This is a genomic window from Nocardia aegles, from assembly GCF_052545135.1.
On the sequence record NZ_JBQWRI010000005.1, the window covers coordinates 91,097 to 105,475 of the forward strand.

At 69.6% G+C, this 14,379-nt stretch carries 12 protein-coding genes; 6 read left to right on the plus strand and 6 right to left on the minus strand.

What is annotated here, in order from left to right:
* Positions 1-2: 2 nt before the first annotated feature.
* Positions 3-365, minus strand: a complete 363-nt coding sequence (locus ACT89H_RS16110; protein ID WP_445109430.1) for an excalibur calcium-binding domain-containing protein — start codon at positions 363-365, stop codon at positions 3-5.
* A gap of 283 nt (positions 366-648) precedes the next feature.
* Between ACT89H_RS16110 and ACT89H_RS16115 the strand changes: the two genes are divergently transcribed.
* Positions 649-2,115, plus strand: a complete 1,467-nt coding sequence (locus tag ACT89H_RS16115) for a glycoside hydrolase family 183 protein (protein ID WP_445109431.1) — start codon at positions 649-651, stop codon at positions 2,113-2,115.
* A 10-nt stretch (positions 2,116-2,125) separates the two neighbouring features.
* Here the strand turns inward: ACT89H_RS16115 and ACT89H_RS16120 are convergent, their stop codons facing one another.
* Both ACT89H_RS16120 and ACT89H_RS16125 read right to left on the minus strand, forming a co-directional pair.
* Positions 2,126-3,169, minus strand: a complete 1,044-nt coding sequence (locus tag ACT89H_RS16120; RefSeq protein ID WP_445109432.1) for a fused (3R)-hydroxyacyl-ACP dehydratase subunits HadA/HadB — start codon at positions 3,167-3,169, stop codon at positions 2,126-2,128.
* Positions 3,170-3,288: 119 nt separating this feature from the next.
* On the minus strand, positions 3,289-5,322 hold the full coding sequence (locus ACT89H_RS16125) for an Rv0361 family membrane protein (protein WP_445109433.1): 2,034 nt from the start codon (positions 5,320-5,322) through the stop codon (positions 3,289-3,291).
* 200 nt (positions 5,323-5,522) lie between these two features.
* Between ACT89H_RS16125 and ACT89H_RS16130 the strand changes: the two genes are divergently transcribed.
* Positions 5,523-5,966: a DUF3151 domain-containing protein gene (locus tag ACT89H_RS16130; RefSeq protein ID WP_445109434.1), complete on the plus strand. Its 444-nt coding sequence runs from the start codon at positions 5,523-5,525 to the stop codon at positions 5,964-5,966.
* Between the two features lie 104 nt (positions 5,967-6,070).
* Positions 6,071-7,174, plus strand: a complete 1,104-nt coding sequence (locus ACT89H_RS16135; protein ID WP_445109765.1) for an FUSC family protein — start codon at positions 6,071-6,073, stop codon at positions 7,172-7,174.
* Positions 7,175-7,488: 314 nt separating this feature from the next.
* Here ACT89H_RS16135 and ACT89H_RS16140 read toward each other — a convergent pair whose 3' ends face one another.
* Positions 7,489-8,265, minus strand: a complete 777-nt coding sequence (locus ACT89H_RS16140; RefSeq protein WP_445109435.1) for a site-2 protease family protein — start codon at positions 8,263-8,265, stop codon at positions 7,489-7,491.
* On the minus strand, positions 8,262-8,921 hold the full coding sequence (locus ACT89H_RS16145) for a hypothetical protein (RefSeq protein WP_445109436.1): 660 nt from the start codon (positions 8,919-8,921) through the stop codon (positions 8,262-8,264). The genes ACT89H_RS16140 and ACT89H_RS16145 overlap by 4 nt, the downstream gene beginning before the upstream one ends.
* 281 nt (positions 8,922-9,202) lie before the next feature.
* On the opposite strand from ACT89H_RS16145, the gene ACT89H_RS16150 reads away from it, so the two are divergent.
* From ACT89H_RS16150 to ACT89H_RS16160, 3 genes are all read left to right on the plus strand, one after another.
* Positions 9,203-10,492: an adenylosuccinate synthase gene (locus tag ACT89H_RS16150; protein WP_445109437.1), complete on the plus strand. Its 1,290-nt coding sequence runs from the start codon at positions 9,203-9,205 to the stop codon at positions 10,490-10,492.
* Positions 10,493-10,608: 116 nt separating this feature from the next.
* Positions 10,609-13,215 carry a helix-turn-helix transcriptional regulator gene (locus tag ACT89H_RS16155; protein ID WP_445109438.1) on the plus strand — a complete coding sequence of 869 codons (2,607 nt, stop codon included), beginning with the start codon at positions 10,609-10,611 and terminating at the stop codon, positions 13,213-13,215.
* Positions 13,212-13,493 carry a hypothetical protein gene (locus ACT89H_RS16160; protein ID WP_445109439.1) on the plus strand — a complete coding sequence of 94 codons (282 nt, stop codon included), beginning with the start codon at positions 13,212-13,214 and terminating at the stop codon, positions 13,491-13,493. Before ACT89H_RS16155 ends, ACT89H_RS16160 begins: the two co-directional genes overlap by 4 nt.
* 156 nt (positions 13,494-13,649) lie before the next feature.
* On the opposite strand, the gene ACT89H_RS16165 is transcribed toward ACT89H_RS16160, so the two are convergent.
* Positions 13,650-14,285 (minus strand): methylated-DNA--[protein]-cysteine S-methyltransferase, encoded by a 636-nt coding sequence (locus tag ACT89H_RS16165; RefSeq protein ID WP_445109440.1) that lies wholly within the window; start codon positions 14,283-14,285, stop codon positions 13,650-13,652.
* Positions 14,286-14,379 lie beyond the last annotated feature (94 nt).

Here is a 14,379-nt window from a genome sequence, read left to right on the forward strand (position 1 = left end):
ACCTACTCGCAGGCGATTCCGTCGTTGTCGCGATCCAGGTGCGGGGCGTAACCCGGCTGTCCACGCAACAGTGGGGCCTTACCGGCGTTGCGGACCTCCGTGCAGTTCTTGTAGTAGGGGCCCGGGGGCGTTTGCGGCGGCGGGTTGTTCGCCGGCGGGTTGTTCGGGGCCGGTGGATCGCTCGGCTTCGGCGGAGTTTGCGGCGGCGCCGCCTGCGGTGGACAGAACTGTGCGGATCCGGTGCCGCACAGCAGGTCGGTGAGTGGATCGGCCGCGGCGACGGGCGAACCGAGGGTGACAACGGCGGCGGCGAGCACACCGGCGGAGCCGATACCGAATACGGCGCGCAGGAGTGTGTTCTTCATCTGATCCGTTCTTGGTCGGGGCCGGGCGTGCTGGAACACGCTCGGCGGCAACGAGTTCGATCTATCCCGGAGTTACGCTCCGGACGGCGGCTCCCCCCGACTGGAGTTGCCGTGAGATGGACGCTAGCAAACCCGGGGCGGTTCCCCTTCCAAATGAAGCAAATTCATACTTTTTATTGAGCGTGTCGGTCTGCGCGTATTCGAAAGTCGAACGGGGTAGGGTCGTTCCGCTGGTTCGTATTCGCAAGGTCCGTATCCGCAATGGATTTCGAGGGGTTTTGCTATGGCGATGCGAATGCTCGCCACGGTCGGTGCGATCGTGGTCGGCGCGGGAATGCTCGTCTCCACCGACGGGCCTGCCGCCGCCGCGCCCGAAGCGGCAGGTCCCCTCGCGGGAGTGGGTCCGTGCGCGACCGATCCGGTGGCGACCCACGAGCCGTTGGTGCCGAAAACGCTGGAGGTTCCGATTCCCTATCCGGTGGTCACCGTGCTCCCGCCGCAGCTTCCTGAACCCGCGCCGAAGCGAACGCGGATGGAACTGCCGCCCGATCCCTGCGCCGATCCCTGTCCGGATCTCACCGATCTGCCCGACGCGCCGCCGGGTCTGGCCGCCCAGCTGGGGATTCCGGAGATCCTGCTCAGTCCCAAACCATTCCATTTCGCGATCCCCGGCCCCGGCCCCGACCCCGGCCAGGTGCCCGCACCGCCCGCGCCGGTGCGGCCGCCGGTCGAACCCGCGGCGCAGTCTCCCGCTCGCCCCGCGCCGCGCCTCGGCCCGGCTCGCGAGGTGGCGAAGCTGACCGGCGCTAACTCGGTGAACCGCACCGACAAACGCTGGCAGGTGGACGGCACCGACCTCGGCATCATGTGGGAGAGCGCACCGGGTGAGATCGCGACCGCGTTCGGCGACACCGTCGGGCGCGGCTTCCATCCGCCGGGCGGCATGGGTCTGGATTGGCGCAGCAACGTGCTCGCCTTCAGCACCGACCGCGACCTCACCGACGGGATGACCTTCGACCGCATGGTCACCGACGACCGCTGCCACGCGGCGGAGGTGCTCTCCAGCCGCAAGCTGGACAACGTCGAGGTCACCACCATCCCCACCTCGGGTTTCGCGCTGGGCGGGCGGCAGTACCTGAGCTACATGTCCATCCGGACCTGGAACAGCCTGCCCGGCACGTTCTTCACCAACTACGGCGGCATCGCCTACTCCGATGACCACGGCCAGACCTGGACGAAGGATCCGCACGCCCGCTGGGACAACATCTTCGGTCTGGCGAATTTCCAGGTCAGCGCGATGGTGCCGCACGGAGGTTACGTCTATATGTTCGGCACGCCCAACACCCGCCTCGGCGCGGTCGGCCTGGCCCGGGTGCCCCAGGACCAACTGCTCAACACCACCGCCTACCAGTACTGGCGCGACGGCGCCTGGACACCCGTGGGGGGCGCAGCCTCGGCCACGCCGATCGTGGACGGTCCCGTCGGTGAACTGTCGGTCCGCTACGACGCCACCCGCGCGGTCTGGCAGATGAGCTATCTGGACACCACGAAAGCCGCGCTCGTCGTCCGCGAGGCGGACGCACCACAGGGCGTGTGGTCGGAGAGCACGCCGACGGTGTCGGCGCTGAGTTATCCGGAGCTGTACGGCGGCTTCATCCACCCGTGGTCGTCGGGCCCGGATCTCTACTTCACGATGTCGACCTGGAGTGACTACAACGTCTACCTGATGCACTCGGTCGTCGGCGAGTGATCCGCTCGGGTCAGCGCAACCGGACCTCGGCCAGCGCGCGGCCGAACAGCTTGCGCCCCTCGGAGGAGCCGCTGAGCAGGATGGTCGCGGTACGCGCGGGGGAGTCCAGCGACTTGATCCGGCCGGTGAGCTCCACCGTGCCCGCCGTGTCGGCGGCGACCGGAACGAAGCCCGAGAACCGCACGCTCAACTTCTGGATCGCGGTCGGATCGCCCAGCCAGGAGGTGAGATAGCCACCCGCCAAGCCCATGGTCAGCATGCCGTGCGCGACCACCGTCGGCAGCCCGGCCAGCTGCGCGGCATGGTCGCTGAAGTGGATCGGATTGGCATCGCCGGACACGCCCGCGTAGTTGGCCAGGTCGCCGCGGGTCAGCCGGAACGCGCCGTCGGGCAGTTGATCGCCCGCGGCGAGATCGTCGAAGGCGGGCAGCGTGTGCACCGGCGTGGACTCGTGCTCGGCCGGCTCCACCAGTGGGCTGACGCCGAGCGACACCAGCACTTCGTCGTTCGCGCGGTCGGCGCTGCGGGCTTCGGCCGGGGGGCCGTGCATCATGATGTTCTCCACCACGTCGTCGAGCGTGGCGTCGACCTCGGCGCCGCGGCGCGCGACGATCGTGGTCGACCCGACGATGGCGACCTCGCCGTGCTGGTTGCTCAGCGTGAAACGCACCGAGATGAAGTCGTTGTCGCCGAACTGGCGGATCGATTCGATGACGATCTCGCTGCGCATTCGGTCGCCGGCCAGGATCGGCCGGTAGATCTCGAAGACCTGATCGGTCTGCAGGAACTGGGAGAGGTCGTATTCGGTGAGCACCGAATCGAGCAGCGCCCTGGTCCCGGTCATCCCGATCACCGAGGCGAAGGTGGGCGGCGCGATCAACCCGGGATATCCGAGCGCGCGTGCGTCGGTTTCGTACTGGTGCGCCGCGTGGTGGTTCTGTACCGCGCGGGCGAATTCCCGGACCTTCTCGCGGCCGACCTCGTAGTGGTCACGCACCCGGAATCGCTGTCCGATCGGCGTGACCGCGACGACATCGATATCCGGCCGTGTCATCGTCTGCTCCCTGCCCATGATCCGGGCCATGCTACTGCCGAACCGGACCATTGACCAGGCGTGTGTGACGTGCACGACCGGCATCGCGATGCGTGCCGGCGAGCACAGTGCGGGGCCGGTTACTGGCTGGTGGGCGGGTCGCAGACCTTCCATCCGTGATCAGTGCGCTGCAGGTCGAAAGTGCGTGCGGACCGCTTCGCCGGGTCGGCCTCGGTGTACACCGTGGCCTGCGCGATCGCGGTGTCGTCGGTGATGCGGATGGCGTCGATGCTGTCCACGACCGGGATGTTCTTGCGTTCCATCGACAGCTTGTGCACGCCGGCGAACTGGTCGCTCGGAATGCCCTGATAGAAGTCGTGCAGCGGACCGCACGTGCTGGAGCGAAGCGCGTTGAGGTCCCCGCTCTTCAGGGCGTCGGTGTAGCTGGTGATGGCGCTGCGCACCTGAGCCTCGGGGGAGTCGTCGCCGGACATCGTGACAAGCGACACGATCACCGCGATGAGCGCGATCACCGCCACGGCCGCCGCGCCCAGCACGAGCAATCGCCGATCGGGCCGAGCGGGACCGGTGGCGGACGCCCCGGCGCCCTGCGGTGCGGGGGGGATCCGCTGCGGCGGCGGGACGGGCCGGGTCTGCGGCGCCCGCGGACCCGCCATCGGTTGCGCGGGCACGGTCTGCTGGAGGTCCGCGGGGGACGGCGCGGTCGCCACTTGTCGCGGTCTGCCCCCGGGCCGCTGTGGTGACGGACGCGTGTCGTCGACTCCCGGCCCGTGCTGCGGCGGCGCGACAGGTCCGTGCGGGCCGGGTTGTTTGGGACCGGGAGCCGGCCGCGGCGTGCTCGGTGGCTTGGTGACCGGAACCGGACCCGCCGGTGGCGTGACCACGCGATCGGTGCCGGGCCTGCCGCCATCCCCGGGGCGCTGGATGGGCAGCGCGACGGTCTTCGCGTCGTCCGAGCCGACCACCGGCATCGCCATGGTCACGTCATCCGAACCGGGCGGGTTCCGCGGCTCGGCCGGGGTGGACGCACCGGTCCGCTCCGGCGCGGGAGCAGGTCCGGCCGACGGCCGCGGCTTGCGCATCACGACGGTCGCGGATTCGCCGCCCTCGGGGCTCGTCGCGGTCTCGACCTCGGAGTCGGGCTTGCCGCCGGGCGGAGTGGAATCACCGGCGGACTCGGGCGGCGCGCCCGGGCTCGTCTCGGCGGATGTGGTCGCCCCGCTCGTCGAGGCGGCCGCGGCACCGGTGGCCGCCTGTCTCGCCTTCGCGCCGGGCGCGGGTGCCTTGTCTTTCGCCGGTCGATCCGGCTGCGCCGCAGTGTCTTTCGAAGCGGCGCCGCCAGCGGGGGCGGTGCCGGACGGAAGCTGATCCCGTTTGATCACCACGGTGCGCGACTGGTCCGGAGTGGAACCAGGCTTCGAGTCCGCTGGTCCGGAAGGCGCTGTGCCCTTGGCGCCGGGCGCGTTCGACGCGCCTGCTTTACTGCCCCCGGAACTCGTCGCGGGCCTCGCCGCCCCGGCAGGATTCGCCGCGCTCGACGGGCCGGAGGCCGGTCGGACTTTGGCGTCGGTCCCCCCGGGGGCGTTCGATCCGGCCGAGGTCCCGGCCGCCTGGGACTTCGCGGGAGCGGGCCGCTCGGTGGCTTTCGCTTGGTCGCCGGGGGCCGCGGTCTGCGGACCACCGGGCCGTGTCGAAGCCTGTGGCCCGGGTCCCGCGCTGTCCACGGGCGCGCGGCCGCCCGCATTCGCGGCGGCGGAGGCCGGTGAGTTCGTATCGCCCGCTGGACCATTGGCCGGTTTCGCGCCCGCCGTGGCCGCGTTCGCGGCTTTCCCGGAAACCGGACCGCCGGGCGCCTGTTCCGGTTGCCCGGCGAGCGACGAGCCGGGGGCTGGATTACCGGTTCCCGCGTCCGCTTTCGATCTTGCCGCCGAAGGGTCCGAGGTGGTCGCGCCGGCATCGCCCGACGGCGTCGCACCCGGGCGCTGCGCCTTGGCGATGCGCTCGGTGGGAGCGGCCGACGCAGCGCGACCGCTCTTGTCCGAGGCCGGGATACGTTCGGTGGCGGCGTCGGGGCGTGCGTCGGCCCCGGCAGCGGCGTCGGCCGGTCCGGCACTGTCTCGCGCCGTGCTCTTCTCGTCGTTCGGGTCGGACACGCACACCCCTCGCTAAGCGGAACTGTTGAACTCGACGGCCAGCCTAATGGGCGCGGCCCGGCGAAGTCCGGCATCAGCCCACGTCGAGCCGAACGAATGCCGACCCGCCACCTGACCTCCTGGTTCGACCTGCGCGCTTGCGCGTGGAGGCGAGGCGGTCGCTTGTCGGGCACACCGTCGCGCGGTGCACAATGAACCGCATGACCTCGTTCGGTGATCTGCTCGGACCGCAGCCGGTATTGCTACCAGAACTCTCCGACGCCGAGGACGCGCTCCTCGACGGCGCCGATCCGGTGCTGGTCGCGGCCGAGTACCCCGCCGCCTCGATCGCCTGGGCGCACCTCGCCGAAGCGGCGCTGTCTCGTGGCGAAGCCGCGGACGAGGCGGTCAATCACGACATCGTCGCCGCATACGCGTTCGCCCGCACCGGCTACCACCGTGGACTCGACCTGCTGCGCCGCAACGGCTGGAAGGGCTTCGGTCCCGTGCCGTGGAGCCACGAACCCAATCGCGGGTTCCTGCGCAGCGTCGGCGCGCTGGCCCGCTCCGCCAAGCTGATCGGCGAGACCGATGAGTACGCTCGCTGCCTGGATCTGCTGGAAGACTGCGACCCCAGGGCGGCCGCGGAGCTCGGCCTCGACTAGTCGTAGTGATCGGAGCACCGCGTAGCGATTCGATGAGAGGTAGCGGCCGGGTGACGGGTGCGTTCGACCCGATATCCCGGGTCGGCGCGGCCCGCGCGAGCGGCATGGCGAGATTGCGCACCTCCTCGGCGCGGTTGCGCGGGTCGCTGCTGCCGATCATCCAGTGTTCGGTCGGCGCCGCGCTGGCCTGGTTTCTCGCGCATCACGTCATCGGCCACGCGCTGCCGTTCTTCGCGCCGACGGCCGCCGTGGTGTCGATGGGCATCTCCTTCGGCGCGCGGCTGCGGCGATCGGTGGAACTGGTGGTCGGGGTCGCGGTCGGCATCGGCATCGGCGATCTGTTCATCTCTCACGTCGGCACCGGCGTGTGGCAGATCGCCCTGGTGGTCGCGGTAGCCATGGCCGCGGCGGTGTTCCTCGACGGCGGTCCGGTCATCACCGTGCAGGCGGCGAGTTCCGCCGTACTGGTAGCGACATTGTTGCCGCCCTCCGCCGGCGGCGGACTCTCCCGGATGATCGACGCTTTGGTGGGCGGTCTGGTCGGCGTGGTGGTGGTCGCCGCGATTCCCCTGCATCCCGTGCGCAGGGCGCGGACGCTCGCCGCGGACATCCTCGCCGTGATGGGCAGATCGATCACCGAATGCGCCGACGGACTGCTCGAACAGGATCCGGAGAAGCTGCACCGCGCCCTCACCGCGATGCGCGCCACCCAGCCGCAGATCGACTCGCTGCGCGCCACTCTCGAAGGCGGCCGCGAGATAAGCCGGATCTCGCCGCTGTACTGGAACTCCCGTCCGCGGCTCGAACGCATCAGAGCCACGGCGGATCCGCTGGACAACGCCATCCGCAACACTCGAGTGCTGTTGCGGCGCTCGCTGAGCCTGGTGCGCGACGACGAAATCCTGCACCCCGGTCTGATCGACGAGGTGGAGCGTCTCGGCCAGGCCGTCGACGTGGTGCGCCGGATGATGCTGGCCGACCCTGGCGAGCAGCCCGACCGCGCCGAGGCGGCCCGCGTACTGCGTTCGGTCGCGAAGGGCGCGCGCCCGGAATTGGTGACCGGCGCGGGGCTTTCGGCGCACGTCGTGTTCGCACAGGTGCGTTCGACGCTGGTCGACCTGATGCAGGTGTGTGGTGTGCAACGTATCTCGGCGATCGCCCTGCTGCCGCCGACGGTCAAGAATCCCTACGTCCGGCCCGAGGTCTGACGCCGTACTACTCAGCGGTATTCGGACATTCGCGTCGGGCACCGTGGTCCCGCGCCCGGCGCGACGCGCCGGAAGTTCGATCTTCGGGTAGTCCGCTACTCGGGTTCCGCGCGCCGTCTCGCCGTAGCTTTGCGATGTGACCGCGAGTCGCGGGGTATCGCGGTCGACTACTTCGCACGTGGACGAAAGGGCCTCCCGGCCAAGGGGTGTGGCAGCCGGGAGGTAGGGCGGATCGGAAGCGGCGAAGAAGCGGGGCCGCCCGGTGACCCGACCCGGGCGGCCCCGTGTCCACGTCGCGCGCGGCGGCCCGGAGATCAGGTCCAGAATCGGGTCAGGTAGCCGCCGTAGCGCGACCAATTCGACGGAACGCCGGACAGTTCGAACAGCGCGTACACCGCGTCGAAGAAGACCTCGTTGATCGCGGGTGTGAACAGCAGCGCGAACAGCACCAGCATGCCGAACGGCTTGAACTGGTCGAGCGAGCGTCTGGTCGGGTAGCCCAGCGACGGTTCGAGGATGCCGTAGCCGTCCAGTCCCGGCAGCGGCACCAGGTTCAGCAGCGTGGCCGTGATCTGCAGGAAGGCAAGGAAACTCACGCCGAACCAGAATGCGGCGTGGGTGGTGGAGCTGCCCCAGATCCGGACGGTCACCAGCAGCAGCACGGCGCACAGCGCGTTCACGGCGGGCCCGGCGCCGCTGATGACGCGCTGCGTGCGCGGCGCGACATCGTGTGTGTGCACGTACACCGCGCCGCCGGGCAAGCCGATCCCGCCGAGCGCGATGAACACCATCGGCAGCACGATCGACAGCAGCGGATGGCTGTACTTCAGCGGGTTGAGCGTCAGATAGCCGCGCAATTCCACCTCGCGATCACCCGCGCGCCACGCCGTGTACGCGTGCGCGAACTCGTGCAGGCATAGCGAGACCACCCAGCCGAACACCACGAGGACGAACACGCCGGCCTTGGCCCTGGTGGAGTCCAGCGGGGCGTCCCAGGCCAGCGCGCCGCCGACCGCGGTCACGACCACCACCAGCAGGAACACCGGGCTCGGCCGGACCGCGCGCGATCCGCGGTTGATCCGGGATCTCATCGCACCAGCAGCCAGGGTTGGTGATGGCGGTAGAAACTCGAGCGCGGCACCGGGCGATCGGTGCGGACGCCGTCCCTGGTCACGATCGCGCCGGGTGTGCCGAGCTGCGCCGCCCGTCCTTCCACCCAGCGTAGTTTGCGGAACCTCCGCCGCACGGCGGCTTGCACACCGGGCGGTTCGAGGCACGGCGAAACGAGCATGGCCGTCACCTCCCCGGAGAACAGCAGCGTGTCGTCGACGTAGGCCTCGCCGGCGAGCCGCTCGCCGTCGATGCCGGTGATCACCGCCCGGCCCGCGAGCACCTTGCCGGTGTCGTCGCGAACCAGCGGCGTCTCCACGGCGCGGCCATCGATGGCGCGCTTCGCGGCGGCGTTGCCGGTGCCGGTCTGATAGGCGTGCGAGGCATAGGTTTTGTCGACCGGCACGTACCCGATCTCCACGTGCAGGCGCTCGGTGCGCATCAGATGGGTGAGCACCGCGGCCAGCGCGGCGTCCTCACCGAGCACGATCAGGCGCGGCAGGCTGTCGGCGGCCAGCACGGGAAGCAGTTCATCAATCACGGTGAGATCGGGGATGGCGGCCGTCTGGGTGGTCGGCAGCGCCGCGAGCGCGATGGGTACGGGAGCACCGTCGCAGCGGAGAACATGGGTACTCAAGCTGCCGTACACCCTCCTCGGTTCGAGCCGACACCGTCGGGCCCATCGCCATTGGCCTGCGAACCCGCTGCGGTTCGCCCGTGCGCGCCGCGCTGCCGCTCGGCGTGCCGTGCAACCATAGCCCTGCCCGGCCGCGACCACACGGTTGTCGAGCCTACGACGAGATCCGCTGCGATGCCGCCGGGGACGGGTCGACTAGACTGTGCTTCCGGCCACCGCCTCAGTACGGCAGGTAGCTGCAACACACCGGTGTTGCCTGTCGAACCGTAGGAGACACGACCATGCCGGCAATCGTCCTGATCGGCGCCCAGTGGGGCGACGAGGGAAAGGGCAAAGCAACCGATCTGCTCGGTGGTCGGGTGAACTGGGTGGTCCGGTACCAAGGCGGCAACAACGCGGGTCACACCGTGGTGTTGCCCAACGGCGACAACTTCGCCCTGCACCTGATCCCTTCCGGCATCCTGACCCCTGGCGTGACGAATGTCATCGGCAATGGTGTCGTCGTGGATCCCGGCGTGCTGCTGGACGAGCTGGCGGGGCTGGAGCAGCGCGGGGTCGACACGTCGGGACTGCTGCTCTCGGCCGACGCGCATCTGATCATGCCGTACCACGTGGCCATCGATAAGGTCACCGAACGCTTCCTCGGCAACAAGAAGATCGGCACCACCGGACGCGGCATCGGGCCGTGCTATCAGGACAAGGTGGCCCGCGTCGGCGTGCGCGTCGCGGACGTGCTGGACGAGAAGATCCTCACCCAGAAGGTCGAGGCGGCGCTGGAGTTCAAGAACCAGGTGCTGGTCAAGATCTACAACCGCCGCGCGCTGGACCCGCAGCAGGTGGTGGACGAGGTGCTCACCCAAGCCGACAGCTTCAAGCATCGGATCGCCGACACCAGGCTGAAGCTGAACCTGGCACTCGAGCGCGGTGAGACAGTGCTGCTGGAGGGCTCGCAGGGCACTTTGCTCGACGTCGACCACGGCACCTACCCGTACGTCACGTCGTCGAACCCGACTTCGGGCGGCGCTGCGGTCGGCGCGGGCATCGGACCGAACAAGATCAACACGGTGCTCGGCATCCTCAAGTGCTACACCACCCGGGTCGGTTCCGGACCGTTCCCGACCGAGCTGTTCGACGAGTTCGGCGCCTACCTGGCCAAGACCGGCGGCGAGGTCGGCGTCACTACCGGGCGCGCCCGCCGCTGCGGCTGGTTCGACGCGGTGATCGCGCGCTACGCCACCCGGGTCAACGGCATCACCGACTACTTCCTCACCAAACTGGACGTGCTGTCCAGTCTGGCGACGGTGCCGATCTGCGTCGCTTACGAGATCGACGGCGAACGGGTCGAGCAGATGCCGACCACGCAGACCGAATTCCATCACGCCAAGCCTGTTTTCGAGCACATGCCCGGTTGGTGGGAAGACATTTCCGGTGCGCGCGCCTTCGAGGAGCTGCCCGCCAACGCCCAGGCGTACGTGTTACGTCTGGAGGAGCTGTCCGGCGCCCGTATCTCTTGCATCGGCGTGGGTCCCGGGCGGGATCAGACCATCGTCCGGCACGACGTACTCGGCTAGAACCTGTTCGAATTCGGCGTGGGCCAGCGGAATTTCGGCAACATCACCGGCGATTCGCCATAGCTGTCGTGGTTGCTCGGCTTCGATCATGATCGGTGAAGAACTACAGTTGGTGCATGGCTCGGAACTGGCCGATGATCGAGCGCGAAAGCGAATTCGGGGCGATCCGTGCGGCGCTGACCGGTCCGGAGCACGTCGGCGTGGTACTGACCGGCGACGCTGGGGTGGGCAAGACCACCCTGGCCCGGCACGCCACATCCGCGATCGGCGGCAATGTCCGCTGGGTGGCGGGCACCGAGTCGGCGCGCAGCATTCCGCTGGGGGTGTTCGCGCACATGGTCGGCGTGTATACGGCGCACGATCCGGTCACGTTCATGTCGGCGGCACGTGAGGCGTTGCTCGCCGACGGCGACACGGTGATCGGCGTCGACGACGCGCATCTGCTCGATCAGCTCTCCGCCACGCTGCTGCTGCAACTGGCCATCGACAAAGCCGCGCACATCGTGGTCACCGTGCGCAGCGGAGTCCCGGTGCCGGACGCGGTCACCTCACTGTGGAAAGACGGCCATCTGACCCGCGTCGACCTGCGCCCGTTCACCCAGCGCCAGAGCGTCGAGCTGGTGGAGTCGATGCTCGGCGGGCAGCTCGAGGGGTTCACCGCCAATCTGATGTGGGAGTCCTCCGCTGGAAACGCGCTGTTCCTGCGGCATTTGGTGGAGGGAGCGCTGGAGGCGGGCACGCTGCGTCAGGTCAACGGCGTGTGGCAACTGCGGGGGCGCGCGGCGGTGACCTCGGAGTTGGCCGCACTGCTCGAAGACCGGGTCGAGCAGTTGCCCGAGCCGGTGTTGCGGGTGCTGGAACTGCTGACCTTCTGCGAGCCGATCGATCTCGATGTCCTCGCCGAATTGGCCGGCGAGGACGCGGTGGAGGCCGCCGAAACGCGCGGCGTGATCCGGGTGGTGGAGAATTCCCAAGACCTGATGGTGCGCTACAACCACCCGCTGTTCGGTGAGGTGATCCGGCGCAGGCTCGGCATCGCCTCGGCGCGGCGGCTGCGCGGCAGGCTGTATTCGTCGCTCCGGGAACGCAAGATAAATTCCGCCGCCGACCGCATCCGCCTGGCCGAATTGGCGCTGGACAGTGATAAATCCGCGGATCTGGAATTGTTCGAGGCGGCCGCGGCCGACGCGATCGGATTGGCGAATCTGCCGCTGGGCGAGCGCTTCGCCCGCGCCGCGGTGGAGCGGCGCGGCGGCGTGGAGGCCGCCGACCTGCTGGCGCGCGCCCTGTTGTGGCAGGGGCACCGGATCGAGGCCGAGCGCACCCTGGCCAGCTTCGACCCCGACCAGCTCGACGAGGTGCAGCTGGCGCGCTGGGGCAGTACCAGGGTGGCGAACCTGTTATGGGCCATGGGTGATGCCGAGCGCGCCGACGAGGTGCTGAAGCTGGTGCGCGGGAAGGTGCGGCATCCGAAGATCGCGGCCATCTTCACCGGTCTCGCGTCCGCGAGCCTGGTCAACGAGAACCGGGTCGACGACGCGATCGCCGAAGCGGAGACGGTGATGTCCGCCGACGGCGCACCGCCGTGGGCGGTGTGGTGGGCGTCGTTCGGCGGCGGCCTGGCGTCGGCGTTGACGGGCAAGGGGGAGGCGGCCAGGCAGTACGCGGCCCGCGGGCACGAGGTGGAAGAGCACATCGACGGGCTCAACCGCTTCATGTCCACGCATGCCGAGGTGCTCGCCCTGACCTTCGCCGGTGATCTGGAGGCCGCGCGGCGCTGCGCGGGTGCGTTCGTGGGCTACTCCTCGCCAGGTCAGTATCTGGCCTGGGGCATGTCGAAGATCCTGCAAGGCACCGTCGATGTGGCGCAGGGCCGGTTCCCGGACGGCATCGACAATCTGGAACAGGCCCTTGCCGCATTGGCCGCCGAGGGCGCGGCCGCTTGGATGTTCCCCGCGCGAATTCGGTTGGCGGAAGCGTACTCGGCGCTCGGGCGGGCCGCCGAGGCCGCCGAGTCGATCGCGCACGCCACCGCGCGGGGCGGCAGGCACAGCGCGGTGTACGAACCGCAACTGGAGGTGGCCCGCGCCTGGCTGGCTGCCGCCGAAGGAACCCTGACGCCCGCCATCCGGATCGCGGTGGGCGCCGCCGACGCGGCCGCACGTTCGCATCAGCACGCCATCGAGGCCATGGCGCTGCACACCGCGGCCCGCTTCGGCGACCATTCCGTGTCCGGCCGACTGGCCGAGTTGGCCGATCGAGTGGAAGGGCGGCTGGTCCGGGCACAGGCGGGACACGCGGTGGCGCTCGCCGCCCACGACGGACCCGGGCTGGACGCGGCCGCGGCCGAATTCGAGCGGATCGGCGCGTTGTTGTCGGCCGCCGACGCCGCGGCGCAGGCAGCGTCGGCGCACGAGCGAGCCGGGGATCGGCGCAAGTTGCTGGAGTCCGCCGCCACGGCCAACCGGCTCGCCGCGGCCTGCGGCGGAGCGAGCACCCCGGCGCTGCGGCAGGCCGCGCAGCCCTTGCCCTTGACCGCTCGGGAACGCGAGATCGCCAACCTCGTCGCCGCGGGCCTGTCCAACCGGCAGATCGCCGACCGGCTCACCGTCTCGGTACGCACCGTCGAAGGCCATCTCTACCGGGCCTGTATCAAGATGGACGTCACCGATCGGGAGTCCCTCGGCGCGTTGATGCGCGGCGAGTCCGGGAACGGAGGATGATCGTGCGACCGACCACGCTGATCGCTGTGCTGGCGGCCGGACTGGCACTGGCCGCCGGGTGCTCCGACGGGCAACCGCCACCGGTCACCAGTTCGGCGCGTCCCTCGGCGACCGCCCCGAAGACCGAGACGCCGCAGGAGCGCAACGCTCGGATCAGGCAGAAGCTGATCGAACTCGGCTGCTCGACCAACGCCTGCATCCAGACTTACTTCGGCTGCGAAGAGGGTTACATCACCGGAGAAGCCTGCGACTTCTTCCGTGCCCATCCGGTGTTGTGATCTGGGGTCGGCCTTTGTTCGGAGAACGGGGTTGGGGTGTGCTGGGCGTGTCGGTCGTGATCGTGCTGTTCGGTCTGCACCGTCAGGCGGCTGGGGATCGCCGCTGGTAGCTCGGGTCGCTGGTTGCTTGCTGGGCGCGAGGCCGCGGAATCAGCTTCAGAACAGTGTGGGTTCGCCGAATCCTGGAGTGCGTTCGATGGTGAGGAGGCGCTGCTTGGTGTCGATGCCGCCGGGGGCGGAGAAGCCGTGCAGGGCGTTGTCGGCGGCCAGCACGCGGTGGCACGGAATGATCAGCGGGATCGGGTTGCGGCCCAATGCTTGTCCGACCGCCTGCGCGCCGCCGGGCGCGCCCACCCGGTGGGCGACCTGGCCGTAGCTGAGGGTGTGGCCCGGGTCGATGGCGCGTGTGACGGCGTAGACGGCGCGGTGGAATTCCGGAATTTCGCTGGTGTCCACGGCGATCCAGCGCAGATCGTCGAGTTCGCCCGTGAGGTGGGCGCGGATGCCCGCGATGGCCGCGGCGACGGCTTCGGTCGGCGCTTCTTCGTGGATCTGCTCGCCCGGATGTCCGGCGCGGCCGCGCGTGATACGCGCGCGAGTGGCGGCCGGGCTCGCCTCGGGCAGCTGGAATCGGATCACACCGTGCTCGCTCCACGCGATCGCGCAGGAGCCGATCGCGGTGTCGAAAACCGTCGCCGCGATCGTGCGGACCGGCGCGGGACGGCCGGAGCCCGCGGGCTCGGTGGCCTCGATCGCCGGGCGGTCGGTGGCGAGGCGAGTGGCGTCACTCATGGGTCAAGTCTGCACTGCGGGACCGACAAGTTCGCGATGGGGAGTCCAGTTTTTCGGAGCTGGCCTTATATCCACTGTGGAAGGGGCTATCGCA